Consider the following 22,979-nt stretch of genomic DNA (forward strand, 5'->3'; position numbering starts at 1 on the left):
GGTGACCGACACCGTCTCCCCCCGTCGTCCGCGGAAGGATGCCGCCGCGAACCGCGCCGGACTCCTCTCCGCCGCCGCGCGCACGCTGGCGCTCGACCCGAGCGCTTCCGTCGACGCGATCGCCCGGGCCGCCGGCCTCAGCCGTCGCGCGCTCTACGGCCATTTCGACGATCGCGACGCGCTCGTGCGCGAGCTCGTCGCGTCGGGGGCGCAGCGCTTCAACGCGATCGCGACCGACCCGGGGCTGCGACTCGACACCGAGTCCGTGCCTGTCGCGCTCGCCCGCTTGACGGGTCGGCTCTGGGGCGAGGCGTCGCACGTGCAGGTCGCCGCGGCCGTCGCCCTCGACGAGCGGCACGTGGAAGACTCCGCCGCCGCGCTCGCCCCGCTCCGCCGCGCGCTGATGAATCTGGTGCGTCGTGGGCAGGACGAGGGCACCCTCCGCACGGATGTCGCCGCCCCGACCCTCGCCCGCCTCATCGAGGAGACCGCCCGAACGGTCATCGTCCGCCTCGACGCATCGTCGCCCGAGGCGCATTCGCTCGTCGTCAGGGCGGTGCTCTCGATCGCCGGGCTCTCGTGGCGCGACGCCGCCGCCCTCATCGACGCCCACTCGGACGTCGTGGGAGCGGCGTCCTGATGCGCGTCGAACTGCGCGACGTGGCGAAGGGCCGCAAAGACCTGGCCCTTCCGCCCACGAGCCTGTCGTTCCGCACCGGCCGCGCCACGCTCGCGATCGCCGAGACCGAGCAGCGCCCGACCGTGCTGGGCCTCATCGCGAGCGGACGGATGCGCCCCGACGGCGGAACCGTGCTGCTCGACGGCGCCCGCGCGTCACGCACCCTGCGACACAAGACCGCGCTCATCGACGCCCCCGACGTCAGCGACCCGCCTCCGAACATCTCCACGGTCGGCGTCGTCGGCGAAGAGCTGATGTTCGCCGGCCGCCTCGCCGACCCGATCTCGGCTCGGCGATGGCTCGACGAGCACGACCTCCGCTCGTACTCACGCGTCCCCATCGGCGATGTGCCCGCGACCGACCGCATCCGGATGCTGCTCGAGCTCGCGGTCCTGCGCCCGGGGGTCGAGGGCATCGTGCTCGTCTCGCCCGACCGTCACGGCGGCGACCCGCACGCCTGGTGGACGCTCGCCCGCGAGTTCGCCGGTCGCGGCCTGGCCGTGCTCGTGATCGCAGGCCAAGCGGCCGCGACCCTCCTCACCGAAACAGATCCCCTCGCGCCGCACCGACGGCTGGTGCCCAGCGGCATCCGACTGCGCGGCACCCGTCCGAAGGCCTCCCGATGAAGATCCCCGCTCTGATCAGCGCCGAGCTGCGACGGCTGACGGCCACCCGGATGTCGGTGGTCGCCCTGATCGCGCTCATGCTCGTTCCGGTCCTGTACGGCGGCCTCTACCTGTGGGCCAACCAGGACCCCTACGGCAAGTTCGCCGACATCCCGGTCGCCCTGGTCGACCTCGACGCGGGCGCCCCCGCGAGCGACGGCGGCGGGACGGTCAACTACGGCACCGAGGTGGCCGACAAGCTCGTCGACGGCCGCGACTTCGGCTGGAAGCAGATGGATGCCGCCGACGCGCAGGAAGCGCTGCGCACCGGCGAGGTCGACTTCTCCGTCACCCTCCCCGAAGACTTCTCGCTCGCCCTGACGAGCGCAGCGGGGGATGAGCCGCGACAGGCGACTCTCGTGCTCGCCACCAACGACGCGAACAACTACCTCGCTTCATCGATCGGTTCGCAGGCGGTCGAACGGATCCGCTCATCGGTCGCCGAGCTCGTGGGGCGTGAGGCCGCGTCGCGCCTGCTCACCGGCATCGCGGACATCCGCGTGCAGCTGCAGAACGCCACCGACGGCGCGAATCAGCTCGTCGACGGTGCGGGTCAGGCCCTCGACGGCGCGAACCAGCTCGCCGACGGCACCGGGCGACTCTCGAGCGGCGCCGCGCAGCTGCGCGACGGGGCGAACCAGCTCGCCGGTGGCGCGTCGCAGCTCGCGGACGGCACGCGCACACTCGCTCAGGGCTCGTCCGATCTGGCTTCCGGCGCGGCTCAAGTTTCGGACGGCACCGCCGAGCTCGCCGGCTACGCCGACCGCGTGCGGTCGGTCGTCGACGACGCAGCGGGTCAGCTTCCGCAGGTGCGCACCGATATCGCCGCGCTGCTCGCAGACCGCGGGCTCGACCAGGCGCAGATCGCGGAGGTCCTCGCCCGCCTCGACCCGATCGGCGAGCGCCTGCAGTCGGGCGTGACGCGCGTCGACGAGGCCACCGGTCAGATCGACCGGCTGGCCGCAGGCGCCGCGCAGGTGAGCTCGGGCGCGGCGCAGCTCGCGAGTGGAGCAGCGCAGGCGGCCGACGGCGCGGCATCCGTCTCGTCGGGCGCCGGTCAGCTCGCCGCCGCGACCGACGAGGCCGCGACCGGTGCGGCTCAGCTCGACGATGGCGCACGTCAACTCGCGACGGGACTCGGCACCCTCGACGGCGGGCTCGTGACACTGCGCGACGGGTTGAGCTCGGGTGTCGCCCAGCTGCCCGATTCGTCGCCCGAGCTGCGCGACCAGCAGGCGCAGACGATCGCCGACCCGGTCGCGGTCGATTCCGGGAACATCGCGAAGGCCGGTGACTACGGCGCGGGCTTGGCCCCCTTCTTCGCGGCCCTCGCCGGGTGGATCGGCATCTACGCGCTGTTCCTCATCGTCAAGCCGGTGTCGCGCCGAGCCGTGACCGCGCTGCGGTCGCCGCTGCGCGTGACCCTCGCGGGGTGGCTGACTCCCGCGATGCTCGGCGGCATCGGCATGATCGTCCTCTTCGGCGTGCTGTCGATCGCGCTCGGGTTCAACTTCTCGAGCCCCGTAGGGACCCTGGGGATGCTCATCACCGCGTCGTTCACCTACGCCGCGATCATCCTCGCGCTCAACGTGTGGTTGGGGTCGGTGGGACAGTTCATCGGTCTCGTGCTGATGGTGCTCCAGCTCGTCACGGCGGGCGGCACGTTCCCCTGGCAGACCCTGCCGGCACCTCTCGCGGCCCTGCACCACGTTCTGCCGATGGGTTACGTCGTCGACGGCATGCGGCAGTGGATGTACGGCGGCGACCTCAGTCGGGTGAGCCTCGACCTCGCGGTGCTGTTCACGTGGATGGTGGGCGCACTGGTGCTCGCCGCGATCGGCGTGGCCCGGATGACGCACGGACGCACCCTGCGCGACCTGCAGCCGAGCCTCATCGGGTGAGCTCCAGCCGCCTCGGTAGAATGTCGACAATCGACATTTCTTCGAAGGAGTGGTGGCATGGCCAAGGCCCGCACTGAAACCGCGCGTGGGCGCCTGACCTCAGATGGGACGGGCATCGACGACGTGGCCGCGTCCGTGCTCGATCGCGTCCGTCGGCAGAAGGTCGATGCGGTGCTTTTCGACTGCGACGGCACCCTCGTCGACTCCGAGCCGATCTGCGACCGCGTGTGGCGCGCCCTCGCAGACGAGCTCGCCCTGAGCCCGGCTCCGGGTGCGGCCACGGACGGGCTGAGCTTCGAGCAGCGCCTCGCCACGCTCCGGCCGACGAATCCCTCGCTGCCTCCGACGGAGGTCGTGTATCGCGAGTACTGGCGCCGCCTGCGATCGGCGTTCGATGAGAGCCTGCAGCCCATCGATCCGATCTACGCCCTCGCCCGCGAGCTCATCGACGCCAGGATCCCGCTCGCCGTCGTCAGCAACAGCGCGCAGGAGCGGCTGCAGTACACCGTCTCCTGCGCGCTCCCCCTGCTGACGGGGGTGCCGCTGGTGGGATGGACGCCGCGCGACCGCCCGAAGCCGTATCCCGACCTCTACCGCCGCGCGGCATCCCTCGTCGCGGTCCCTGCCGCGCGCTGTCTCGCAATCGAGGACAGCAGCGTCGGCGCGGACGGAGCGACGAGCGCCGGGATGCGCGCGATCATCCTCGACGCCCCGACAACCTGACGCACCGGCAACGTGACCCGCGGCTCACCGGCCCGCGCTCGGCCGCAGCAGATCGGGTCGCGTGCCCCACCGATCGAGGGATTCCTGCGAGAGCCGGATGCCGAGGCCGGGGGCGTCGGGCACCGTGAGCATGCCATCGGCGTCGAGCTGGGGAGGCGCCTCCAGCAGCCCGTCGATGTAGGCGGAGCCCGTGCGATACTCCACGAGGTCGGTGCCGGCGACGGCGGACGCGAGATGCAGATCCGCGCTCAGCCCGACCGCTGTGTTCCACCCGTGCGGGATGAGCTGCACGCCGAACTCCTCCGCCAGCCAAGCGACGCGGCGCGATTCGCTGAGCCCGCCGCTCTTCGTCGTGTCGGGCTGCACGATGTCGAACGCTCCGGCCCGCAGGCATCGCGCGAAGTCCTGCCGCCGCGTGAGAACCTCCCCGCCGGCGATCGGCACGCCGGATCGCGCGCGGAGAGCGCTGTACCCTTCGATATCGTCGGGCGCGAGTGCTTCCTCGAACCACGCGACATCGTGGTCGGCGAGCATCGCCGAGGTGCGGATCGCCCATGCCGAGCGCCCCGCCCAGAATCCGTCCGAGCCACCCGCGTCAACGGCGAGCAGGGCATCCGCCCCGATCGCGTCGCGCGCCGCGGCGACGACATCCTCGTCGTATCGGCTGTCACGACGCCCGAACCCGCCCCAGCCGATCTTGAACGCGGTGAACCCGCCGGCGGCGATCTCGTGCAGCTTGTCGCGCAGCGGAGCCGGGTCGTCCACCAGCAACGACGCGTAAGGACGCACCCTCGATCGGTAGACGCCGCCCAGCAGCTTCCCGACCGGCAGCCCTGCCACCTGACCCAGGATGTCCCACAGGGCGATGTCGATGCCGCTGATCGCGTGCGCGACCGCGCCGCCTCTCCCCATCCAGAATGTGTGCGCGTTCAGGGTCTGACTCACCCGCTCCGGCTCGCGGGGGTCCGCGCCGACCAGGAGCGGCGAGAGGAGTTCGAGAGCCGCCCGCACGAGAGACTCGCTCGAGTAGCAGCTGCCGACACCGATCACGCCCTCGTCGGTGTGAATGGCGATCAGGGTGTGGATGACGTCGTCGGGACCGTGCTCATGCGTCCATCCGCCCTCCGGGGTCGCTCCGCGGAGTCCACACGTCTTGATCTCCGTGATCTTCATGGGTTCGCCTCTCTCACCACTGACGCGATGGTTGTCGATTGTCGACAACCATCGTAATTGCTACCGTTGCCTGGTGCCCACCCCATCCCTTCCGCCGATCCCCACCGCTTCGCGTCGCGAGCAGGTGGCCGAGGTGCTGCGGGAAGCCATCACGTCGGGAGATCTCGAACCCGGTCATCGGCTCACCGAGCTCGAGCTCGCGAGTCAGCTCGGCACCAGCCGCGCACCCATCCGCGAGGCGCTGCGGCAGCTCGAACAGGAGGGGCTCGTCGTCTCCTACCCCTATCGCGGCACCGAGGTGCTCGGGGTGTCACAGGAGGAGATCGAGAACGTCCTCGTGCCCGTTCGCCTGGCCCTCGAGCGCTTCGCCTTCGCGAAGGCGATGGAGGTGTGCACGGACGAGGATGCCGCAGCGCTGGCCGCCATCGTCGCGAGCATGGACGACGCGGCGGGCGCCGGCGACCTGGGAAGGCTCGCCGACGAGGACGCCCGATTCCACGAGGCCATCGTCGTCCTCTCGGGGCAACAGCACTGCCTGCAGATCTGGCGGACGATCCAGCCTCGCGTCCGCGCCTACTTCCGCCGCGATGCCTCGTACTACGCCGATCCTCACGCCGTGGGTGCGCAGCACCGCGTACTGCTCGACGCCCTGATCGCAGGCGACCAGGACGCGGGCCGACGCGCCATCAGCGAGCACATCCGCACGCACTTCGGAGACCCCTCGGCCTCACGTCATCCGTGACCCGTGGACCGGGCGGGCGTGATCGGGCGAGAGGCTGACCGGCGGGAGCGAGGACCCGGCGCACCGTAAGGCCGACATCATCCGAGCGGAGGTCGCGCAAGGCCGCTGACGAACGCACCTCATCCCGGTACTCTCGGGGCACCGTCGAAAGGAGGGTCGATCATGCGCAGCGTTCCACGGATCCCATCGGCACTCGCCGCGGTGTTCGCTCTCGCGGTCGCCGCCGGAGTCGCGCATGCGGCGCCCGCGAGCGCTCACACCGAGGCTCATCGGGCCGCGGAACCAGCGGTCACGCCTGCCGCCGGCCCGAACCCGCTCGCGCGCGGGGCGGCGCTGCCCACCGATTCGGCCGCGGCCCGGGCCGCGGCGGACGCGCGGGCTCAAGGGCGCACGGCGGTGGCCGACGCCTTCGACGTGATCGCGAGCAGACCCACCGCGACCTGGCTCGGTGAGTGGTACAGCGATGCCGAGCTTGTGCAGGTGCTCCGGGCGGAGACCGCCGCGGCGGCCGCGCAGAACAAGGTGGCGACGTTCGTCATGTACGCGATCCCGGCTCGGGACTGTGCCGCCTACTCCCAAGGCGGCCTCACGGTCGAGCGCTATGCGGGCTGGGCGCAGCTCATCGCGCAGACGCTGCGCGGGACGGCCGCTGCCGTGATCGTTGAACCCGACGCCCTGGCGATGCTCGGTGACTGCGCAGGCCAGGGACCCCGGACGACGCTGATCCGCGACGCGGTCCGCGCCCTCACTGCCGCCGGCGTCGCCGCGTACATCGACGCGGGGAACGCGAACTGGATACCGCCCGAGACGATGGCCCAGCGGTTGCGCGACGCCGGGGTGCTCGATGGCCGAGGGTTCTCCACCAACGTGTCGAACTTCTCGCCGACCGCCGACGAGCAACGGTACGCGGAGCGTCTGCGTGCGCTTCTGGGCGGGGCCCCGCGGTACGTCATCGACACGTCGCGCAACGGCCGCGGATGGCAGGGCACGTGGTGCAACCCCACCGGAGTCGGTCTCGGCACCCCGCCGAGCGTCGGCACGGACGGCTCCGGGCTCGACGCCCTGCTCTGGATCAAACGACCCGGAGAGAGTGACGGAACCTGCAACGGCGGGCCCGCGGCGGGCAGCTGGTACGAGGAGGCCGCGCTCGAGCTGGTGCGCAACCGCGCGTTCTGAGCATCGGTGGCGGCCTCAGGCCGCACCCCAGGTGACCGCGATCACCGTGACGTCATCCTCCTGCTCGCTCTGTGTGGCACGGGCGGCGAGCTCGCTGACCACGACGTCGATGTCGTCCCGACCGGTGACGAAGTCGCGGTAGCGGTCGATCGAGTCCAAAGACCCGCCGAAGAGGTCGAGGACGCCATCGCTGACGCTGATGACGCTGTCGCCGGGCCGCAGCGCGACCTCATCGCTACTCCATCCGGTGCCGACACCGATAGGGAGCTGACCTGAACGGAGGAAGACGCTCGTGCCGCCGGCGCTGCGGACGATCGTGAGGCCATGCCCGGCATCGACCCAGCGCAGCATCCCATCCGGGCTGATCCGCGGATGGAAGCACGTCGTGAACTGGGTGCCGATCGTGTCGGTGGGTCCCGTGTTCAGGCCGACGGCGGCGCGGCGCAGAGCTGCGGCGGGGTCGGGATCGTCGACGTTGCTGCGGATGACCGTGCGGACCGCGGCGGCGATCATCCCGGGGCCGACGCCCTTGCCCATGACGTCGCCGAGAGTGAAGGCCGTGCCGCCGTCGGGCGTGGCGTACCAGTCGTAGAAATCACCGCCGACCGTCCGGGCCGGCACGCAGACCCCGGCGACGCGGAAGCGCGGCGGGAGGTCCGAGCCGTCGACCGGCTGCAACGACCGTTGCACGACCGCGGCCTGCGACACCTCGGCCTCGGCCAGACGCCGGTGCCACTGCGACGCGGTGAGCTTCTGCAGCGAGCGGCGCGACAGCTCGTTGACGACGGCGCCCGCTGCCGCGTAGACGAGCACGGCGATGATCAGCCGGACGAGCTCGCTCGCGGTGAGCGCCTGGCCCGGCGCGAGCACGAGCGGCAGCAGCAGCGTGACGCACACGCCGACGAGGGGGACGAGGATGCGCCAGCGCCCGGGCCCGGCGGCGATCCAGATCACCGGGAGCACGACGATCGCGAGGAACACGGATTGCGTGTCGCCCGTGCCGAAACGCAGCAGGCCGATCGCGACGAAGTCGCCGATAGGGATGAGCAGCTCCGCGCGCCGCAGCACGGGCCACCGCGCCATCAGAGCGCCCAGGACCAGCAGCACGACCGCGAGAGCGGCTCCCTGCCGCATCCTCGTCGGGTCCGTCACCGGGAGCCAGGGCACGGCCGCGCTCGCGATGGCCGCTCCGACGACGAACGCGGCGACGATGGCTTGCCGTGCGGGGTTCTCCCATGACCGGTGCACGGTCGCCACGACCACCGGCGCCGTCTCCGCAAGGGAGACCCGGGTGTCAGGCGGGGCGTGCGTCATGCCTCCAGTCAATACGACTCAGGCCCGCTCCGGGTCACCGAGTCACGCGATTTTTGCTAGCACGCGCGTGCTAACATAGCGACATCCCCCACTCGAGAGGACTCGACCATGATCCTGGCCGCCATCATCGCCTGCGAGGTGGGATTCTGGGTCGCGATCGTCGCGGGCCTCGTCGCCCGCTACGCCTACAATCGACCGAAGCTCGGCGCCGCACTGCTGCTGGCCGCACCTCTGATCGACCTGATCCTGCTGCTCCTCGTCGCCGTCGACCTGCTGGGGGGCGGAACGGCGTCGTGGCACCACGGCCTCGCCGCGCTCTACATCGGCATCTCGGTGGCATACGGCCACCGCATGATCGCGTGGGCGGACGCGAAGGTCGCCACGCGCTTCCGAGGCGCCGAACCGCGTCCGGTTCTCTACGGCGCCGCGTATGCCGTCGCCTGCTGGAAGGACGTCCCGCGCACGCTGCTCGCATCCGCGATCGCGGCGGCGATCCTCGGCGGGCTCATCCTGCTGGTCGGCGACGCCGAGCGCACCGCGGAGCTGCTCGGCTTCTTCCCGATCCTCGGCCTGATCGTGGGCATCGACCTGCTGTGGGCCATCAGCTACTCCGTGTGGCCCAAACGAGCTCCCGCCGCTGCGGGATGATGAGGTCATGCCGCGCCTCATCGACCACAACGACCGTAACGACGAGATCGCCGCAGCCGCCTTCCGTGTCCTCGCGCGCGATGGCGTGGGGGCGCTGTCGGTTCGGCGGGTGGCCGACGAGGCCGGAATCGCGACGGCATCCTTGCGACGAGCGTTCCCGACCCAGGACGAACTGCGCCGGTTCTGCTTCGAACGCCTGCAGCAGGACGTCGCGACCCGCCTGCTCGCCGTCACAGGCCACGGCCGCGAGCGCGCGATGCAAGCGATGCGCGAGCTGCTGCCGCTCGACGATGTGCGACGCACCGAGCTTCTGGTCCAGCTTCAGCTGAGCCGGCTCGCCCTCACCGATAACGACCTACAGGGCCACGCCCGCGAGCTGCACGAGGGTGTCCGTCGCGTCTGCGGCGCCGTCATCGACGACCTCACCGAGGCCGCCGAGCTCGCACGCGACCTCGACCCGCACCTCGAATCGCAACGTCTGCACGCTCTCCTCGACGGGCTGGCGCTGCACCTCGTCTGGACCTCGTCGAGCGACGCCGCTGTCGAAGCCGAGCAGGTGCTGTCGCGCCACCTCGACTCGCTCGCGGGCTAGGGCCCGGTCCGAGGCGTCAGTCGCGGGTGTCGCTCGGCGCCGGGGCGTCGGCGAACTCGTCGACGAAGAGCGAAGCGCGGTCGAGCTTCTTGTTCCGGTACGCCTGTCGACCGACCATGTGCGCCGACAGCGGCGCGGTGGCGAGCTGGATCAGCGCCACCGGAATGAGGAAGGCGACGACCGGCCACGACTGCAGCGAGACTCCGACGGCGATGCAGATCAGGATGAAGCCGAGAACCTGCGGCTTCGTGGCGGCGTGCAGACGGGTCGGCACGTCGCGGAAACGCAGCAGGCCGATCGCGGCGGTGAGGCAGAGGAGCGCCCCGATGAGGACGAGCACGAGAGCGATGATGTCGGTGATGCTCATGATGCGTCCGTGTTGTCCTTCCGCGCGACGAACCGCGCGATCGAGATCGAACCGAACACGCCGACCGCGGCGACGATCAGCAGCACGGGCAGGGTACGGGTGTGATGGTTGATCGCCATCTCGGCGCCGAGTGCGCAGATCACGAGGGTCAGCAGGACATCCGATGCGACCGCGCGGTCGAGGATCGACGGGCCCACGATGATGCGCCACAGCGTCAGCAGGGCCGACACGGCGAACACGGCCGAGATGAGGACGATGAGCCAGGTCACGAGCGCTCCCTCCGCAGGTCCGACAGCTGGTGAGCCTGCTCCTTCGATCCGACGGCGCGGACGATGCGCTCTTCCCAGTGCTGGATCTCGCGTCGCTGGTTCTCGAGCTGCTCCTGCGAGCGGATGCCGATGGCGTGCACGTAGAGGATGCGACGGTCGCGGTCGATGTCGATGATGAGCGAGCCGGGGATGAGGGATGCCGTCACCGCCACGTGCGTCATGATCAGGTCGTCGTCGGTGCGGAGCGGCACGGCGATGATCGCAGCGCCCGGCTGCCGCCGCGGGTCGACGACCTGCCACGCGACCAGCAGCGATCCCTTGACGAGAGACAGGAGGAACTCGAGGAAGAAGACCACGCCCCACCACAGGTTCACCCGCCCCGACAGCTCGACCGGGGGCAGCCGGAACACACGTGTGACGAACAGTGCCACCACGATGCCGGTCAGGGCCGCGAGCACGGTGAACTGACCCCACAGCAGCATCCACAGGGCGACCAGCCAGACGAAGAAGGGCAGCTGTCGCCACAGTGCCGTCGCGGCGCTGCGCTTCGCCTCGCCCATCATCACTGCACCTCCTGCTCGAGCTGACTGATCGTGACCGGCTGCAGGAGAGATTCTCCGATGGCGGCGCACAGGTCGTACAGCGGCCCGGCGAACACCGTCAGGGCGACCGTGACAGCGACCATTCCGGCGGTCGCCGTGGTCATGATGCGCGGGATGACACGCTTCTCGGTCTGCACATCGGCACCCTCCGCATCCCCGAGGTACGCGATGCGCGAGTCGGTCTCACTCTCGCCCTCGCCGGCCTCGTCCTTCTCGCGCCAGAACGAGAGGTTCCACGCGCGCATCAGCGCGTAGAGGGTGAGGAGCGAGGTGATGATGCCCGCGACGATCAGCACGTACATGAGCGGGCTGCCTTCGTCGGCGGCCGCGTCGAAGAGGGCGTACTTGCCGATGAAGCCCGAGAACGGCGGCAGGCCCCCGAGGTTGATCGCCGGGATGAAGTAGAGCACCGCCAGCAACGGGGCGGCCCGCATGAGGCCCTTGACCTTCAGGATCGAGGTCGACCCCGCTCGGCGCTCGACGAGTCCCACCGCGAGGAAGAGGGTCGTCTGCACGACGATGTGGTGGACGATGTAGTAGATCGTCGCACCGACGGCCGCCGGCGTCGCGATGGCGAGGCCGAAGATCATGTAGCCGATATGGCTCACGAGGGTGAACGACAGGATGCGTTTGAGCTCGGCCTGCGCGACCGCGCCCAGCACCCCGACGATCATCGTCGCGAGGGCGACGATCAGCAGCAGCGTATTGACGTCGTTGTCCTGGAAGATCTCGGTCTCGGTGCGGATGATCGCGTAGACGCCGACCTTCGTCAGCAGTCCCGCGAACACCGCGGTGACCGGAGCGGGGGCGGTCGGGTACGAGTCGGGCAGCCAGAACGACAGCGGGAAGACGGCAGCCTTGATGCTGAACGCGAGCAGCAGCATCAGATGCAGGACGAGCTGCGTCTCTTGAGGCAGCTCGGTCATCCGCTGCGACAGCTGCACCATGTTCACCGTGCCCAGCGCGCCGTAGATCGCAGCAATCGCCGACAGGAACAGGATCGACGACACGAGCGAGACCACGATGTAGACGACGCCGGTGCGGATGCGCGACTCGGTCGAACCGAGGGTGATGAGCACGTACGAGGCGACGAGCAGGATCTCGAACCCGACGTACAGGTTGAACAGGTCGCCGGCGATGAACGCGTTGAAGATTCCCGCGGAGAGGATGAGGTACGACGGGTGAAAGATCGAGACCGGCGTCTCGTCGTCGCCGTCGGCGGCACCCTGGCCGACCGAGAAGAGCAGCACCGCGAGCAGAACGACGCTCGAGACGACCACCAGCAGCGCGGCCAGCCGGTCGACGTAGAGCACGATGCCGAACGGAATCGGCCACCCGCCGACCGACACCGCGATGGGCACCCCGGTGGCGTTGATGACGTTCAGGAGCACTGCGGCGATCACGAGCGTCGCGGTGAGGGTGACGATCGAGACACCGACCTGGATGCGGCGGCGGCGGCCGAAGATCAGGGCGACGGCGGCCCCCAGCAGGGGCAGCGTCACGAGGAGGGGAACCAGGGCGCTCATCGGTCTCCTCCGGGGCGATCGGTGGGCGCGTCGTCGCGCAGCGCGTCGAAGTCGCGCGAGTGCAGCACGGTGATGGGCGAGGTCTGGTCGCCGACGAAGTCGGTCGTGGCGTCGTCGTCCTCGTCGGTGATCTCCTGCTCCATCGCCTCGTCGTCCTCTGCGACGCGATCGCGCACGGCGAGATCGGCCTCGTCGTCCTCGACCGTGTCTGCCTGGCCGAGCTGCCACGACCGGTAGATCAGGGCGAGCAGGAACGCCGACACGGCGAAGGTGATGACGATCGCGGTGAGCGTGAGCGCCTGGGGCAGCGGGTCGCTGAACTCGGCGGGGTCGTCGGCGGACCCGTAGAACGGGGCGATGCCGGGCGCCCCCATGACGATGAGGAGGAACAGGTTCGCCGCATTGCCGAGCAGCAGGAAGCCGATCAGCACGCGGGTGAGGCTGCGCTCGAGCATCGCGTACACGCCGGCGGCGAAGAGCACGCCCATGATGATGATCAGGACCAGCGAGACGTTCATCGGGCGAGCTCCTCTCGTTCCTTGCGCTGACGGTCGACTTCAGCGCCCAGTGAGCGGAGCACGTCGAGGACGAGCCCGATGACGACGAGGTACACACCGACGTCGAAGATCGTCGAGGTGACGAACTCGACATGGCCGAGGACGGGCAGCTCGGCTTCCCAGAATGTGCTCGTGAGAGCCGGTGCGCCGAAGAAGAGCGGCACGACCGCGGTGCCGACCGCGAGGGCCATCCCGACGCCCAGCAGCCGCCCGGCATCCGTCGGTGCCGCAGCGCCGAGCTCGTACGGTCCGCCCGCGACGTATCGCATGACGAGCGCCATGCCCGCGACGAGTCCACCGGCGAACCCGCCGCCGGGCAGGTTGTGGCCGGCGAACAGCAGGTACAGCGAGACGACGATGATCGTGTGGAACAGGATGCGGACGATCACCTCGAGCATGATCGAACGCGTCTCGGGTCGAAGCTTCTGCCCGCCCACGAGCCAGGCCTGGCGCGACGATCCCGACCCTGCGCGGGGACGCGGCCCCTCCGACGTCTCGACGAGCGGACGGCGGGTGCGCAGAGCCCCGGTGGGCAGCGACGAGATCGCGCGCGAGAGCGTGTCGGAGCGGTGCGTCACGAAGACGAGCGAGGCCACGCCGGTCGCCGCCAGGATCAGCACCGACAGCTCGCCCATCGTGTCCCACCCGCGCAGATCGACCAGGGTGACGTTGACGACGTTCTTTCCGTGACCGATCTCGTAGGCGAGCTCGGGGAAGGCGGTGGAGATCGGCTCGGCGACCCGCGCGCTGGTCGCGACGATCGCCACGAGCGCCATCGTCGCGCCGACGCCGATGCCGAGCAGCGCGCGCCCGATCGGCCAGACCGAGGCGTTGTGGTCGCCCATCCGCGACGGGATGCGGCGCAGCACCAGGGCGAAGGCGATGAGCGTCACTGTCTCGACCAGGATCTGCGTCAGCGCGAGGTCGGGTGCGCCCGCCGACGCGAAGAGCGCGACCATGCCGAGTCCCGTCACCGACACGAGCACGACGCCGGTGTAGCGCTTGCGGGCGCGCACGGCGATGATGCCCGCGATGATCATGACGGGTGCGACGAAGACCTGCATCGGCGAGTGCCAGGCGGCGAGGTCGGCCTGCCAGCCGCCGTGCGCGATCAGCGCCGTTCCCTCGGCCGCGACGAACACGACGAAGATCGTCCCCACGTAGACCGGGAGCGACCCGCGCTGGGTGAGCGACGTCGTCCAGACCGAGGTCCGCACGATCGCGCGAACCGTTCCGTTGTAGGCGTCGACGGCGGTGAAGGGGAGCCAGCGACGCTGCGTGCCGTCGCGCCGCCCGACGAACCAGAACAGCACGAGACCGGCGAGGATGCTGCCGACCGACAGGAACAGGGCGGGTTCGAGACCGTGCCACAGAGCCAGGTGGTAGTCGTAGCCGTCGGCGCCCGCCACCTCGGGCATCGTGTCGGCGTAGCCCGAGAACGCGGCGTCGAGCAAGGGAGCCGCGACGCCGCCGACGATCGTCAGGCCGCTCAGCAGCACCGGCGCCGCGAGGAAGCCGATCGGGGGGTCGGGCCATTCGGTGCGGGGAAGGGTCTCGCCGGCGGCATCCTTCTTCGTGAAGAACGCGCCCCACACGAAGCGGGCGCCGTAGGCCGTGGTGAGAAGGGAGCCGAGCAAGATGCCGATCAGCGGCGCGAGCGCGACGGGGTCGGTGCCGCCCTCGAGCAGCGACGTGAGCGCCGCCTCTTTCGCGACGAAGCCCACTGTCGGCGCGACGCCGACCATCGAGCCGATCGCGATGATCGAGAAGACCGCGAGGGTGGGCGCCTGTCGGCCCACTCCCGAGAGCTCACGGATGTCGCGGGTCGACAGCTGCCGGTCGATGACGCCGACGACCAGGAACAACGACGACTTGAAGAGGGCATGACCGACGAGCAGGGCCAGTCCCGCGAGGGCGGAGTTGCGCTCTCCATAGCCGAGCACGACCGTCAGCATGCCGAGCTGGCTCACCGTCCCGAACGCGAGGATGCGCTTGAGGTCGGACTCGCGCAGAGCCTGCAGACCGCCGAGCAGCATCGTGAACACGCCGAGGCCGATGACCATGGGGCGCCAGGGGTCTTCGTGCGCGAACGCAGGCGCGAGGCGGGCGATGAGGTAGATGCCGGCCTTCACCATCGCAGCCGCGTGCAGATAGGCACTGACGGGCGTGGGGGCTGCCATCGCACCGGGCAGCCAGAAGTGGAAGGGGAAGATGGCCGACTTGCTCAGCGCGCCGACGAGGGTCAGCGCGATCGCGATGTTGAGGAGGGCCCCCTCGGGCGCCGGTGAGGCGACGATCGTGCTGAGGCTCGTCGTGCCGTAGAGGACGACCAGCATCACGACGCCGATCAACATCACGAGACCGCCGAGGGTCGTGACGAGCAGGGCCTGCAGCGCCGCGCGACGGCTCGCACCACGAGCGTTGTAGAAGCCGATCAGCAGATACGACAGAACACTGGTGATCTCCCAGAACATCACCAGCACGACGATGTCGTCGGTGAGGACGAGACCGTACATGGCACCCGCGAAGGCCAGCAGCACGGCGGCGAACTGCCCGACGCCCACCTTCTTGCCGTCGAAGTACCAGCGGCAGTAGATCATCACGAGCGCGCCGACACCGGTCACGATGAGGGTCATGATCCATGCCAGTGTGTCCATCCGCATCGACAGGGCGATGTCGAGCTGAGGGATCCAGGCGTATGACTCGAACGGAATGCCGCCGCTCAGAACCTCAGGGCCACGCCGGGCGGCATCGATGAATGCGGCAATGGGCAGCAGGGCCGCGACGAAGAATGCGCGGGCGCCGATCCGCTTGATCAACCACGGCAGAACCAACGGAAGAACCGCGAACGCACCGAGGAAGATCAGCAAAAGGCCTCCTCTGGGCGTGGGGGGGTCGTGTCATCCATCTTACCGACAGGATGACGGTCCGCTCCCCGCGAACTAATACTTGACAGCCACGGGCCCGGTCGTGTTCCCGAGACGGAACGTACTGGTGAACCACTGCGAGTCGGGCGTGTCGCCTCCGAGCAGCGCGGCCACGGCTTCGCCTGCGGCCCGTCCCTTCTGCCACGCGGGCTGCACGAGGGTGGTGAGCTCGTAGGGCGCGAGTCCATCGACGACGATGCCGTCGAATCCCGTGATGCTGACATCGTCGGGTACGCGCAGTCCGGCTTCCTCTGCCGCGCGGAGCACGCCCACGGCGAGCAGGTCGCTCTGCGCGACGATGGCCGTCGGGTGGGGTTCGCCGCCCGCGAAGAGGGCGCGACCGACCGCGGCACCGGCGTCGATCGAGCTGTCGACGGCTGCGTAGGCGGCAGCATCCGGGAACACATCGCGGAATCCGGCGAGCCGGTCGGCCACCACATCGACCGACGCCGTGCGCTCGTCGTCGTGCGAGAGCCAGCCCGACTCCGACCCCCAGCGCACCGGCATCGTCACCGCGACGACGTTCGTATGACCGAGGCCCTGCACGTGCTCCGCGGCCAGGCGCTGGGCCTCGCGGTTGTCGAGCGCGATGCGGGGCACCCCCTCTCCCCCATCGCCCTCGATGACGACGACCGGGATGCCGCGGGCGCGAACGCTCGCGAGGTGATCGCGCAGCAGCGCGCTGCATCCGATCAGCACGGCCGCGTCGATGGGCGCCGTCATGAGCGTCGGCTCGCCCGCGACGACACTGCCCTCGCGCAGCAGCAGCAATCCGGCACCGATCGGGGCGACCGCGTCGGCGAGCGCGTCCATCGTGGTGCGCATGACGGGATCGCCGAAGACGCTCCCGAGCCGCCCGCCGCTGACGACGCCGATGATGCCGCTGCGGCCACGCCGGAGCGACGCCGCGCGCGGATCAGGGCCGAGGTATCCGAGCTCGGCGGCGGCTGCGAGGACCTTCGCCCGGGTCGCGTCGCTGACGGGAGTCTTGCCGCTGAAGACGACGGATGCCGTCGACGGCGAGACCCCGGCCGCGTGCGCGACATCCGAGATGGTGGGCCGACGAGCGTTCACGCCCTGATCGTACCTGGCCGTGGTGCGACATCGAATCGATTCGGTACGCTGACCCCGTGACCGACGTGCTCTCCCGTTCCGTTTACCTGCGCTGGCGCAACGCCGTCTTCGCGATCTTCGCCGCGAGCGGCCTGAGCATCGCCACCTGGGCGGCGCGCGTGCCGACGATCAAAGCGGACCTCGGCATCGAGAACCGCGAGATCGGCCTCGCCCTGCTCGCGATGGGGATCGCCTCGATCCTCGGGCTCTCGGCCAGCTCGGTCATCATCGCGCGGCTCGGTACGCGCACCGGCATGTTCGGCGTGCTGATCGTCCTGTCGATCGGGCTGGCGATCCTCGGGCTCGGCAGCGGCTTCTTCCAGTCGTACGCGATGCTCATCGTCGGCCTCGCGCTCTTCGGGTTCGGCAACGGATGCCTCGACGTCATGATGAACGTCGACGGCGCCGCCATCGAGACGCAGTCGGGCAAGACGATCCTGCCGCTGTTTCACGCGTTCTTCAGCTTCGGAACCGTGATCGGCGCCGGGCTCGGCGCCATTGCCGCGAGCCTGCGCATCGGTGTCGCCGTCCACGCCGTCACCATCGCCGCATTCATCGTCGTGCTCGCGATCGTCGCGATCGCGAACGTGCCGCGTCGCGCGGTCACCGATGCCGTCGCCGCCGACACCGCATCGCCGGAGGCGGCATCCGTCGACGGCCCCGCGCCCGGCTGGCGTCAGCGCCTCGCGGTCTCGCTGTCGGCCTGGCGCGAGCCGCGGACCTACACCCTCGGCATCATCATGCTGGGCATGGCCTTCGCCGAGGGCGGCGCCAACGACTGGCTAGCGCTCGGCGTGGTCGAGCACGAGGGCGGAACCGCCGCCATCGGCGCCGCGGCCCTCACCGTCTTCAGCGTGTCGATGACCGTCGTCCGCGTCTTCGGTGGACCCCTCGTCGACCGCTTCGGCCGCGTCGCGACGCTGCGCGTGCTCGCGGTGGCCGCGACAGCCGGCATCCTGCTGTTCATCCTGGCCCCGAACCTGCCGCTCGTCTTCGTCGGCGCCGCACTGTGGGGCATCGGGGCGTCGCTCGGCTTCCCGCTCGGCATGTCGGCCGCCGCCGACGACCCGGCCCGCGCGGCCGCGCGAGTGAGCGCCGCAGCGACCATCGGTTACGTCGCGTTCCTGTGCGGGCCACCCGTCCTCGGGTTCATCAGCGACCACATCGGCCTGCTGCCGACGCTGTTCATCCTGGTGGTGCTCGTCGCAGCCTCGGGCCTCGCCTCGTCCGCGGCGAAGCCCCTTCCCGGAGCGAAGGTCGGCGCCGGCCGCCACTGACCCGTCCCGCGCCGCGAGGTCCCACTTGGGCCGGGTATCCCGCCGCCTTTCCCGGCCGAACTGGGACCTCGGTTGACCGTGCGGCCGGGTGGGCTGGCAGCTTCACCGCCGATCCGGTTGAGTGGACGGATGACGTCGCGCTCGGTGTTCGAGATGGTGCCCGTGGCGGACCGGGTCGCCGAGGCCGATCTCGTCTTCGCGATACGCGACGCCAACCCGGTGTCGCCCGGGCACACGCTCGTCATTCCGAAGCGGCCGATCGCGAGCTGGTTCGACGCGACCGCGGACGAGCTCCGCGACGCGATGCGCCTCATCAGCCTGATCAAGCTGCAGCTCGACGAGAGTCACCACCCCGATGGCTACAACGTCGGGTTCAACGACGGTGTCGCCGCGGGGCAGACGGTTTTCCACGCTCACATCCACGTCATTCCCCGGTTCGCCGACGACGTCGCCGATCCGCGCGGCGGGGTGCGGCACGCCGTGATCGGCAGGGGCCACTACTGACGGGTCCCGTCGACAGGCTCGGCCCGTTCTCAGGGTCGGTTTACGATGCCGCGACAGCCGCGCAGCCTGTCGAGAGGACGGAGGATCCGGGCGCGACGACGCGCGGGGGTCGCGTGAGCGGAGCGACCCTGTCCCGTCGACAGGCTCAGCCGTGCTCGCTGACGGCCTGCGGCGCCCTCGCGTCCGCTGAGCCTGGTGACGGCACCGCTGATGCCCGAGCTCCGAGGCTCATGCCGACGCGGCAGACCAGGCAGACGGCCGAGCCCCCTGCAATGTGATGCTGCGGGCCGCTTTCGGAGCTGCGCCGTCCCGCCGACAGGCTCAACCGTGCTCGCCGACGGCCTGCGGGGGCTTCAACGGCAGTTGAACCTGACGACGGGACAACCGGCGGACGACGGCACAACCCACGCAGGACGGGACAACCCGCGGATTGGGGGCGCGGCCAGCTCAAGACCTCGGCCGCAGCACCCCCATGCCATCGAGCAGGGCGCGGACCGCGTCGACGAGAGATCCGGGCGGGACGGGCGCGGCGAGCGCGTCGGCTGCCGCACCATCGAGCAGCCAGCGGATCGCGCGGGCCTGGCCGGCGCACGTCGCGGGGTCCTCGTCGAGCGCGCGGACGAGGTTCCGCGCAAGGAAGTCGTCGATCGCCGCGGTCTCGGCCGCGAGAGCTGCGCGCACGGGTTCGAGCCGCTCGACGTCGCCGATTGCGCGGACCAGACCGGGGTACAGCTCATCGGCGAGCTCCGCCTCGACGTGCGCGGCGTAGGCCAGTACGGCGTCCGTGCCCGCGGCAGCCTCCGCAATCTCCGCGAGCGCTCGGACCGTCTCTGCGCGCCCCAGCTCCAGTACCCCGAGGAGGAGGTCGAGCTTCGTCGGGAAGTAGTGGAACAGCGTGCCCGACGACACTCCGGCGCGACGGTAGATCGATGCGGTGGTGGCGGCCGCGTATCCGGATGCCGCGAACTCGGCCGCCGCGGCATCCAGGATCAGCGCACGCCGCTCCTCGAAGCGTTCGGGATCGCGACGGCGTGGCACGGGAGCCACCATAGCCCTCGAATCATTACTAGAGCGATCACTCTAGAGTCGCTACTCTGATTTCGTGGAATCGGAATCGAACCCCGCCGCGGCACCGGCCGACGCAAAAACGCCGGCAAAGCCCCGACCCCAGCCGAAGCCCCAGCCGCGACCGCAACCGCCGCGCCCCCGCGCGCTCGCCTGGACGACCGTCCTGGTCGGCATCGGTCTCGCGTGGTCGCCGATGTGGCTGCCACAGGTCCTGCGCGCGGCGGGAGTCGACCCGCGTCCCCCGCTCGCAGCGATCGGTCTCGCCGGGCCGGCGGCCGCGATCTTCTGGAACACGCTCGCGACGGCGCTCGTCCTCGCGTGGGTGTTCGGTGTCGAACGGCGCAGGCTGCCGTCGCTGCGCATCGTGCGGCCTACCGGCAAAGACCTCGAGTGGGCGCTCATCCTCTTCGGCGGCGCCATGGCGTGGAGCTGGCTCGCACAGCTGATCCGCCCGCAGAGCGCGCCCGACTCCGGCTCCGCCACCATCGCAGCGCTCCCGATCCTGGCGGTCGTCGCGATGATCCTGAGCGCCGCCGTCTGCGAAGAGATCCTGTACCGCGGCTATCCGCTCGAACGGTTGACCGAGCTGACCGGACGTCGGTGGGTCGCCGTCGCCACGACGCTTCCTTTCTTCGTCCTGCCGCATCTGCTCACCTTCGGTCCCGAGTGGTTGCTGTACCACGCGAGCGGGACCGTAGCGATCTACGTGCTGTACCTCTGGCGCCGCAACCTCGTCGCCTGCATGGTGCTCCACGCAGCCGTGAACGCGCCGATTCTCATCCCGACCGTCGCCGCGCATCTCGGCTGAACACGCGGGCGCGCGCCCGCGGCGTTGCTCTGCCAGGATCATCCGCAATGACGATCTCCACACAGCCCTGGCATCACCCGGACCCCGGCACCGCCGTCCACCTCGACATGGTCCCCGACCAGGTGCTCCATGCCCTCGGTTCGGGCGACTCAGCGGGCCTCGAGCCGATCTACGCCAACCCGTTCCTCACAGGCCCGGAATGCGACTGGCTCTGGCGGTACCGCAGCGCGCAGGTCAGGAACGCGCCCGGTGACGCTCCGTGGATCACCCGGCTCATCATCGATCCCCACCTCGGCGCGGCCGTCGGCGTCGCCGGCTTCCACGGCCGCCTGATGAGAGCGGAATGGTCGAGGTCGGCTATCGGGTCGACCCCGCGCTGCGTCGCCGCGGATATGCGAGGCAGGCGCTCGAGATCCTTCTGGACGTTGCTCGCACCCACCCCGACGTGCGAACCGTACGCGCGACGATCAGTCCCGACAACGGCGCGTCCCGAGCCCTGATCGACGGTTACGGGTTCGTCGAGCGAGGCGAGCAGTGGGATGACGAGGATGGTCTGGAGATCATCTACGAGCTCTCCGTCCACGGCCCGCCGACCACGACACCGCTCGAACGAGGGCCGAGGCCGACGACGCCCGGCGATAGCGCTTAGGCTCGACGGGTGCGTCTCGTCATCGCCCGCTGCTCCGTTCAGTACACGGGGCGCCTCAATGCTCACCTTCCGCTGGCTACCCGGCTGCTGGTGCACAAAGGCGACGGCAGCCTGCTGGTGCACTCCGACGGCGGCTCGTACAAGCCGCTGAACTGGATGAGCCCGCCCTGCACGCTCACGGTCGAGACGCCCGAGGATGACCCGGATGTCGAGGAGCAGGTCGTCGAGCAGTGGCGGGTGACGCACGCGAAGTCGGGCGACACCCTCGTCGTGCGCCTCTACGAGGTGATACACGACTCGTCTCACGAGCTGGGGGTCGACCCCGGTCTCATCAAGGACGGCGTCGAGGCCGACTTGCAGCGTCTGCTCGCGGAACAGGTCGAGGTCATCGGCGAAGATCTGACGCTCGTCCGCCGCGAGTTCCCGACGGCGATCGGTCCGGTCGATCTGCTGCTGCGCGATCCCGCCGGTGGCACGATCGCCGTCGAAGTGAAACGCCGCGGTGACATCGACGGTGTCGAGCAGCTGACGCGCTACCTCGAGCTGCTCGGCCGCGACCCGCATCTTGCGCCCGTCACGGGGGTCTTCGCGGCGCAGGAGATCAAGCCGCAGGCGAAGGTGCTCGCCACCGATCGCGGCATCCGCTGCGTCACGCTCGACTATGACGCCATGAAGGGCATCGAGTCGGGCGCGCCGCGCTTGTTCTGACGCGGCGCGCCCGAGCCTCTCAGCCCGAGCCCGTCAGGCTCCGAGCTTCGAGAGCTCGTCGAACTCGTCGTCGGTGAGCTCGATCTCGGCGCCGCGGAGGTTGTCCTCGAGGTGGGCGACGCTGGAGGTGCCGGGGATCGGCAGCATCACCGGCGAGCGCTTCAGCAGCCAGGCGAGCGCGATCTGGGCCGGGGATGCCTGCTTGCGCTCGGCGAGCTCGCTGAGAGGCGAGTCTGCGCCGGTGAGACCGCCGGTGGCGAGCGGGAACCACGGAATGAAGCCGATGCCCTGCTCCGTCGACCAATCGAGCAGCTCTTCGGCATCCCGCTTCTGCAGGTTGTAGAGGTTCTGCACCGAGACGATCGTCGCGATCTGCTGCGCCGCCTTCACCTGATCGACAGTGACCTCGGAGAGCCCGATGTGGCGGATCTTGCCTTCGTCCTGGAGCTTCTTCAGTTCGCCGACCTGGTCCTCGAGCGGAACCTGCGGGTCGATGCGGTGCAGCTGGAAGAGGTCGATGCGCTCCAGACCGAGGCGGCGGAGGCTCATCTCGGCTTCCTGACGGAGGTACTCGGGGCGTCCGAGCGGCGGCCATTCGTCGGGTCCGGTGCGCGTGAGCCCCGCCTTCGTGGCGATCACGACGTCGTCGCCGTAGGGGTGGAGGGCCTCCTTGAGGAGCTCCTCTGCGACGTAGGGGCCGTACGAGTCGGCGGTGTCGAAGAAGTTCACGCCGAGGTCGACGGCGCGCTTGAGAACGCGGATCGCCTCGTCGTGGTCCTTCGGTGGGCCCCAGACGCCGGGGCCGGTGAGCTGCATCGTGCCGTAGCCGAGGCGGTTGACCTCGAGGTCGCCGCCGATGCGGAAAGTTCCGGAAGCGCGGGCTGAGGACGTGCTGGATGTCGTCATGGAGATGTCAGCGCGCGAAGCGGGCGAGACATTCCCGCCACACGGCGACCGGGCCGGGCGGGTCTTATCGACGAGAACCATAATG

24 protein-coding genes are annotated in these 22,979 nt (G+C 70.0%); 13 read left to right on the forward strand and 11 right to left on the reverse strand.

Translation table 11 applies throughout. The features are described from left to right. Position 1: 1 nt before the first annotated feature. The 4 genes from ACU6RU_RS12635 to ACU6RU_RS12650 are packed head-to-tail and all read left to right on the forward strand — an operon-like array spanning position 2 to position 3,968. Complete coding sequence (locus tag ACU6RU_RS12635; RefSeq protein WP_120263870.1) at positions 2 to 640, forward strand: TetR/AcrR family transcriptional regulator; 639 nt, start codon at positions 2 to 4, stop codon at positions 638 to 640. Continuing rightward, complete coding sequence (locus ACU6RU_RS12640) at positions 640 to 1,305, forward strand: hypothetical protein (RefSeq protein ID WP_120263871.1); 666 nt, start codon at positions 640 to 642, stop codon at positions 1,303 to 1,305. Before ACU6RU_RS12635 ends, ACU6RU_RS12640 begins: the two co-directional genes overlap by 1 nt. Then, the gene (locus ACU6RU_RS12645) at positions 1,302 to 3,245 is read left to right on the forward strand and encodes a YhgE/Pip family protein (RefSeq protein ID WP_446726707.1); all 1,944 of its coding nucleotides are present in this window, start codon (positions 1,302 to 1,304) and stop codon (positions 3,243 to 3,245) included. The genes ACU6RU_RS12640 and ACU6RU_RS12645 overlap by 4 nt, the downstream gene beginning before the upstream one ends. 57 nt (positions 3,246 to 3,302) lie before the next feature. Further along, the gene (locus ACU6RU_RS12650) at positions 3,303 to 3,968 is read left to right on the forward strand and encodes an HAD family hydrolase (RefSeq protein WP_446726708.1); all 666 of its coding nucleotides are present in this window, start codon (positions 3,303 to 3,305) and stop codon (positions 3,966 to 3,968) included. Between the two features lie 24 nt (positions 3,969 to 3,992). On the opposite strand, the gene ACU6RU_RS12655 is transcribed toward ACU6RU_RS12650, so the two are convergent. Then, on the reverse strand, positions 3,993 to 5,141 hold the full coding sequence (locus ACU6RU_RS12655; protein WP_289330564.1) for a mandelate racemase/muconate lactonizing enzyme family protein: 1,149 nt from the start codon (positions 5,139 to 5,141) through the stop codon (positions 3,993 to 3,995). 73 nt (positions 5,142 to 5,214) lie between these two features. On the opposite strand from ACU6RU_RS12655, the gene ACU6RU_RS12660 reads away from it, so the two are divergent. Together ACU6RU_RS12660 and ACU6RU_RS12665 are read left to right on the forward strand one after the other, a co-directional pair. Beyond that, positions 5,215 to 5,883: a GntR family transcriptional regulator gene (locus ACU6RU_RS12660; protein WP_120263875.1), complete on the forward strand. Its 669-nt coding sequence runs from the start codon at positions 5,215 to 5,217 to the stop codon at positions 5,881 to 5,883. Between the two features lie 162 nt (positions 5,884 to 6,045). Beyond that, positions 6,046 to 7,059 (forward strand): glycoside hydrolase family 6 protein, encoded by a 1,014-nt coding sequence (locus ACU6RU_RS12665; RefSeq protein WP_446726709.1) that lies wholly within the window; start codon positions 6,046 to 6,048, stop codon positions 7,057 to 7,059. Between the two features lie 15 nt (positions 7,060 to 7,074). Here the strand turns inward: ACU6RU_RS12665 and ACU6RU_RS12670 are convergent, their stop codons facing one another. Then, positions 7,075 to 8,373 (reverse strand): PP2C family protein-serine/threonine phosphatase, encoded by a 1,299-nt coding sequence (locus tag ACU6RU_RS12670; protein WP_446726710.1) that lies wholly within the window; start codon positions 8,371 to 8,373, stop codon positions 7,075 to 7,077. A gap of 108 nt (positions 8,374 to 8,481) precedes the next feature. Here ACU6RU_RS12670 and ACU6RU_RS12675 point away from each other — a divergent pair, with 108 nt between their 5' ends. Together ACU6RU_RS12675 and ACU6RU_RS12680 are read left to right on the forward strand one after the other, a co-directional pair. Continuing rightward, positions 8,482 to 9,021: a hypothetical protein gene (locus ACU6RU_RS12675; RefSeq protein ID WP_289330560.1), complete on the forward strand. Its 540-nt coding sequence runs from the start codon at positions 8,482 to 8,484 to the stop codon at positions 9,019 to 9,021. Positions 9,022 to 9,028: 7 nt separating this feature from the next. After that, entirely contained in the window at positions 9,029 to 9,613 is a 585-nt protein-coding gene (locus ACU6RU_RS12680; RefSeq protein WP_446726711.1) for a TetR/AcrR family transcriptional regulator, read from the forward strand. Between the two features lie 16 nt (positions 9,614 to 9,629). Here the strand turns inward: ACU6RU_RS12680 and mnhG are convergent, their stop codons facing one another. The 7 genes from mnhG to ACU6RU_RS12715 form a co-directional block, all read right to left on the reverse strand. After that, entirely contained in the window at positions 9,630 to 9,980 is a 351-nt protein-coding gene (gene mnhG / locus ACU6RU_RS12685; RefSeq protein WP_446726712.1) for a monovalent cation/H(+) antiporter subunit G, read from the reverse strand. Next, on the reverse strand, positions 9,977 to 10,249 hold the full coding sequence (locus tag ACU6RU_RS12690) for a monovalent cation/H+ antiporter complex subunit F (protein ID WP_112615609.1): 273 nt from the start codon (positions 10,247 to 10,249) through the stop codon (positions 9,977 to 9,979). The genes mnhG and ACU6RU_RS12690 overlap by 4 nt, the downstream gene beginning before the upstream one ends. Further along, positions 10,246 to 10,809, reverse strand: coding sequence for a Na+/H+ antiporter subunit E (locus ACU6RU_RS12695; RefSeq protein WP_434543673.1), 564 nt, complete (start codon positions 10,807 to 10,809; stop codon positions 10,246 to 10,248). The genes ACU6RU_RS12690 and ACU6RU_RS12695 overlap by 4 nt, the downstream gene beginning before the upstream one ends. 2 nt (positions 10,810 to 10,811) lie before the next feature. Next, entirely contained in the window at positions 10,812 to 12,377 is a 1,566-nt protein-coding gene (locus ACU6RU_RS12700; protein ID WP_120263883.1) for a Na+/H+ antiporter subunit D, read from the reverse strand. Continuing rightward, entirely contained in the window at positions 12,374 to 12,895 is a 522-nt protein-coding gene (locus tag ACU6RU_RS12705; RefSeq protein ID WP_120263884.1) for a Na(+)/H(+) antiporter subunit C, read from the reverse strand. Before ACU6RU_RS12705 ends, ACU6RU_RS12700 begins: the two co-directional genes overlap by 4 nt. Further along, positions 12,892 to 15,804 (reverse strand): Na+/H+ antiporter subunit A, encoded by a 2,913-nt coding sequence (locus ACU6RU_RS12710; protein WP_446726713.1) that lies wholly within the window; start codon positions 15,802 to 15,804, stop codon positions 12,892 to 12,894. Before ACU6RU_RS12710 ends, ACU6RU_RS12705 begins: the two co-directional genes overlap by 4 nt. Before the next feature lie 72 nt (positions 15,805 to 15,876). Then, positions 15,877 to 16,935 (reverse strand): LacI family DNA-binding transcriptional regulator, encoded by a 1,059-nt coding sequence (locus ACU6RU_RS12715; RefSeq protein ID WP_446726714.1) that lies wholly within the window; start codon positions 16,933 to 16,935, stop codon positions 15,877 to 15,879. Positions 16,936 to 16,991: 56 nt separating this feature from the next. On the opposite strand from ACU6RU_RS12715, the gene ACU6RU_RS12720 reads away from it, so the two are divergent. Next, positions 16,992 to 18,251 (forward strand): MFS transporter, encoded by a 1,260-nt coding sequence (locus ACU6RU_RS12720; protein ID WP_446726715.1) that lies wholly within the window; start codon positions 16,992 to 16,994, stop codon positions 18,249 to 18,251. A 129-nt stretch (positions 18,252 to 18,380) separates the two neighbouring features. Beyond that, positions 18,381 to 18,755, forward strand: a complete 375-nt coding sequence (locus ACU6RU_RS12725) for an HIT family protein (protein ID WP_289330555.1) — start codon at positions 18,381 to 18,383, stop codon at positions 18,753 to 18,755. Positions 18,756 to 19,202: 447 nt separating this feature from the next. Here the strand turns inward: ACU6RU_RS12725 and ACU6RU_RS12730 are convergent, their stop codons facing one another. Continuing rightward, on the reverse strand, positions 19,203 to 19,793 hold the full coding sequence (locus tag ACU6RU_RS12730) for a TetR/AcrR family transcriptional regulator (protein WP_446726716.1): 591 nt from the start codon (positions 19,791 to 19,793) through the stop codon (positions 19,203 to 19,205). Positions 19,794 to 19,857: 64 nt separating this feature from the next. Between ACU6RU_RS12730 and ACU6RU_RS12735 the strand changes: the two genes are divergently transcribed. From ACU6RU_RS12735 to nucS, 3 genes are all read left to right on the forward strand, one after another. Further along, on the forward strand, positions 19,858 to 20,631 hold the full coding sequence (locus ACU6RU_RS12735; RefSeq protein ID WP_446726717.1) for a CPBP family intramembrane glutamic endopeptidase: 774 nt from the start codon (positions 19,858 to 19,860) through the stop codon (positions 20,629 to 20,631). Between the two features lie 343 nt (positions 20,632 to 20,974). Further along, positions 20,975 to 21,280: a GNAT family N-acetyltransferase gene (locus ACU6RU_RS12740; RefSeq protein WP_446726718.1), complete on the forward strand. Its 306-nt coding sequence runs from the start codon at positions 20,975 to 20,977 to the stop codon at positions 21,278 to 21,280. Between the two features lie 9 nt (positions 21,281 to 21,289). Next, positions 21,290 to 21,988, forward strand: coding sequence for an endonuclease NucS (gene nucS, locus ACU6RU_RS12745; RefSeq protein ID WP_289330551.1), 699 nt, complete (start codon positions 21,290 to 21,292; stop codon positions 21,986 to 21,988). 33 nt (positions 21,989 to 22,021) lie between these two features. Here nucS and ACU6RU_RS12750 read toward each other — a convergent pair whose 3' ends face one another. Continuing rightward, positions 22,022 to 22,894, reverse strand: coding sequence for an aldo/keto reductase (locus ACU6RU_RS12750; protein ID WP_446726719.1), 873 nt, complete (start codon positions 22,892 to 22,894; stop codon positions 22,022 to 22,024). Positions 22,895 to 22,979: the final 85 nt, after the last annotated feature.

This window comes from Microbacterium sp. F1-18 (assembly GCF_052921305.1).

What these genes read in the sequence shown, in the direction of transcription:
- ACU6RU_RS12750 (WP_446726719.1), bottom strand. Translation starts at nt 22,894, where the DNA reads ATGACGACATCCAGCACGTCCTCAGCCCGCGCTTCCGGAACTTTCCGC.
- ACU6RU_RS12725 (WP_289330555.1), top strand. Translation starts at nt 18,381, where the DNA reads ATGACGTCGCGCTCGGTGTTCGAGATGGTGCCCGTGGCGGACCGGGTC.
- ACU6RU_RS12700 (WP_120263883.1), bottom strand. Translation starts at nt 12,377, where the DNA reads ATGAGCGCCCTGGTTCCCCTCCTCGTGACGCTGCCCCTGCTGGGGGCC.
- ACU6RU_RS12650 (WP_446726708.1), top strand. Translation starts at nt 3,303, where the DNA reads ATGGCCAAGGCCCGCACTGAAACCGCGCGTGGGCGCCTGACCTCAGAT.
- ACU6RU_RS12645 (WP_446726707.1), top strand. Translation starts at nt 1,302, where the DNA reads ATGAAGATCCCCGCTCTGATCAGCGCCGAGCTGCGACGGCTGACGGCC.
- ACU6RU_RS12740 (WP_446726718.1), top strand. Translation starts at nt 20,975, where the DNA reads ATGGTCGAGGTCGGCTATCGGGTCGACCCCGCGCTGCGTCGCCGCGGA.
- ACU6RU_RS12670 (WP_446726710.1), bottom strand. Translation starts at nt 8,373, where the DNA reads ATGACGCACGCCCCGCCTGACACCCGGGTCTCCCTTGCGGAGACGGCG.
- ACU6RU_RS12640 (WP_120263871.1), top strand. Translation starts at nt 640, where the DNA reads ATGCGCGTCGAACTGCGCGACGTGGCGAAGGGCCGCAAAGACCTGGCC.
- ACU6RU_RS12695 (WP_434543673.1), bottom strand. Translation starts at nt 10,809, where the DNA reads ATGGGCGAGGCGAAGCGCAGCGCCGCGACGGCACTGTGGCGACAGCTG.
- ACU6RU_RS12675 (WP_289330560.1), top strand. Translation starts at nt 8,482, where the DNA reads ATGATCCTGGCCGCCATCATCGCCTGCGAGGTGGGATTCTGGGTCGCG.
- ACU6RU_RS12665 (WP_446726709.1), top strand. Translation starts at nt 6,046, where the DNA reads ATGCGCAGCGTTCCACGGATCCCATCGGCACTCGCCGCGGTGTTCGCT.
- mnhG (WP_446726712.1), bottom strand. Translation starts at nt 9,980, where the DNA reads ATGAGCATCACCGACATCATCGCTCTCGTGCTCGTCCTCATCGGGGCG.
- ACU6RU_RS12680 (WP_446726711.1), top strand. Translation starts at nt 9,029, where the DNA reads ATGCCGCGCCTCATCGACCACAACGACCGTAACGACGAGATCGCCGCA.
- ACU6RU_RS12705 (WP_120263884.1), bottom strand. Translation starts at nt 12,895, where the DNA reads ATGAACGTCTCGCTGGTCCTGATCATCATCATGGGCGTGCTCTTCGCC.
- ACU6RU_RS12655 (WP_289330564.1), bottom strand. Translation starts at nt 5,141, where the DNA reads ATGAAGATCACGGAGATCAAGACGTGTGGACTCCGCGGAGCGACCCCG.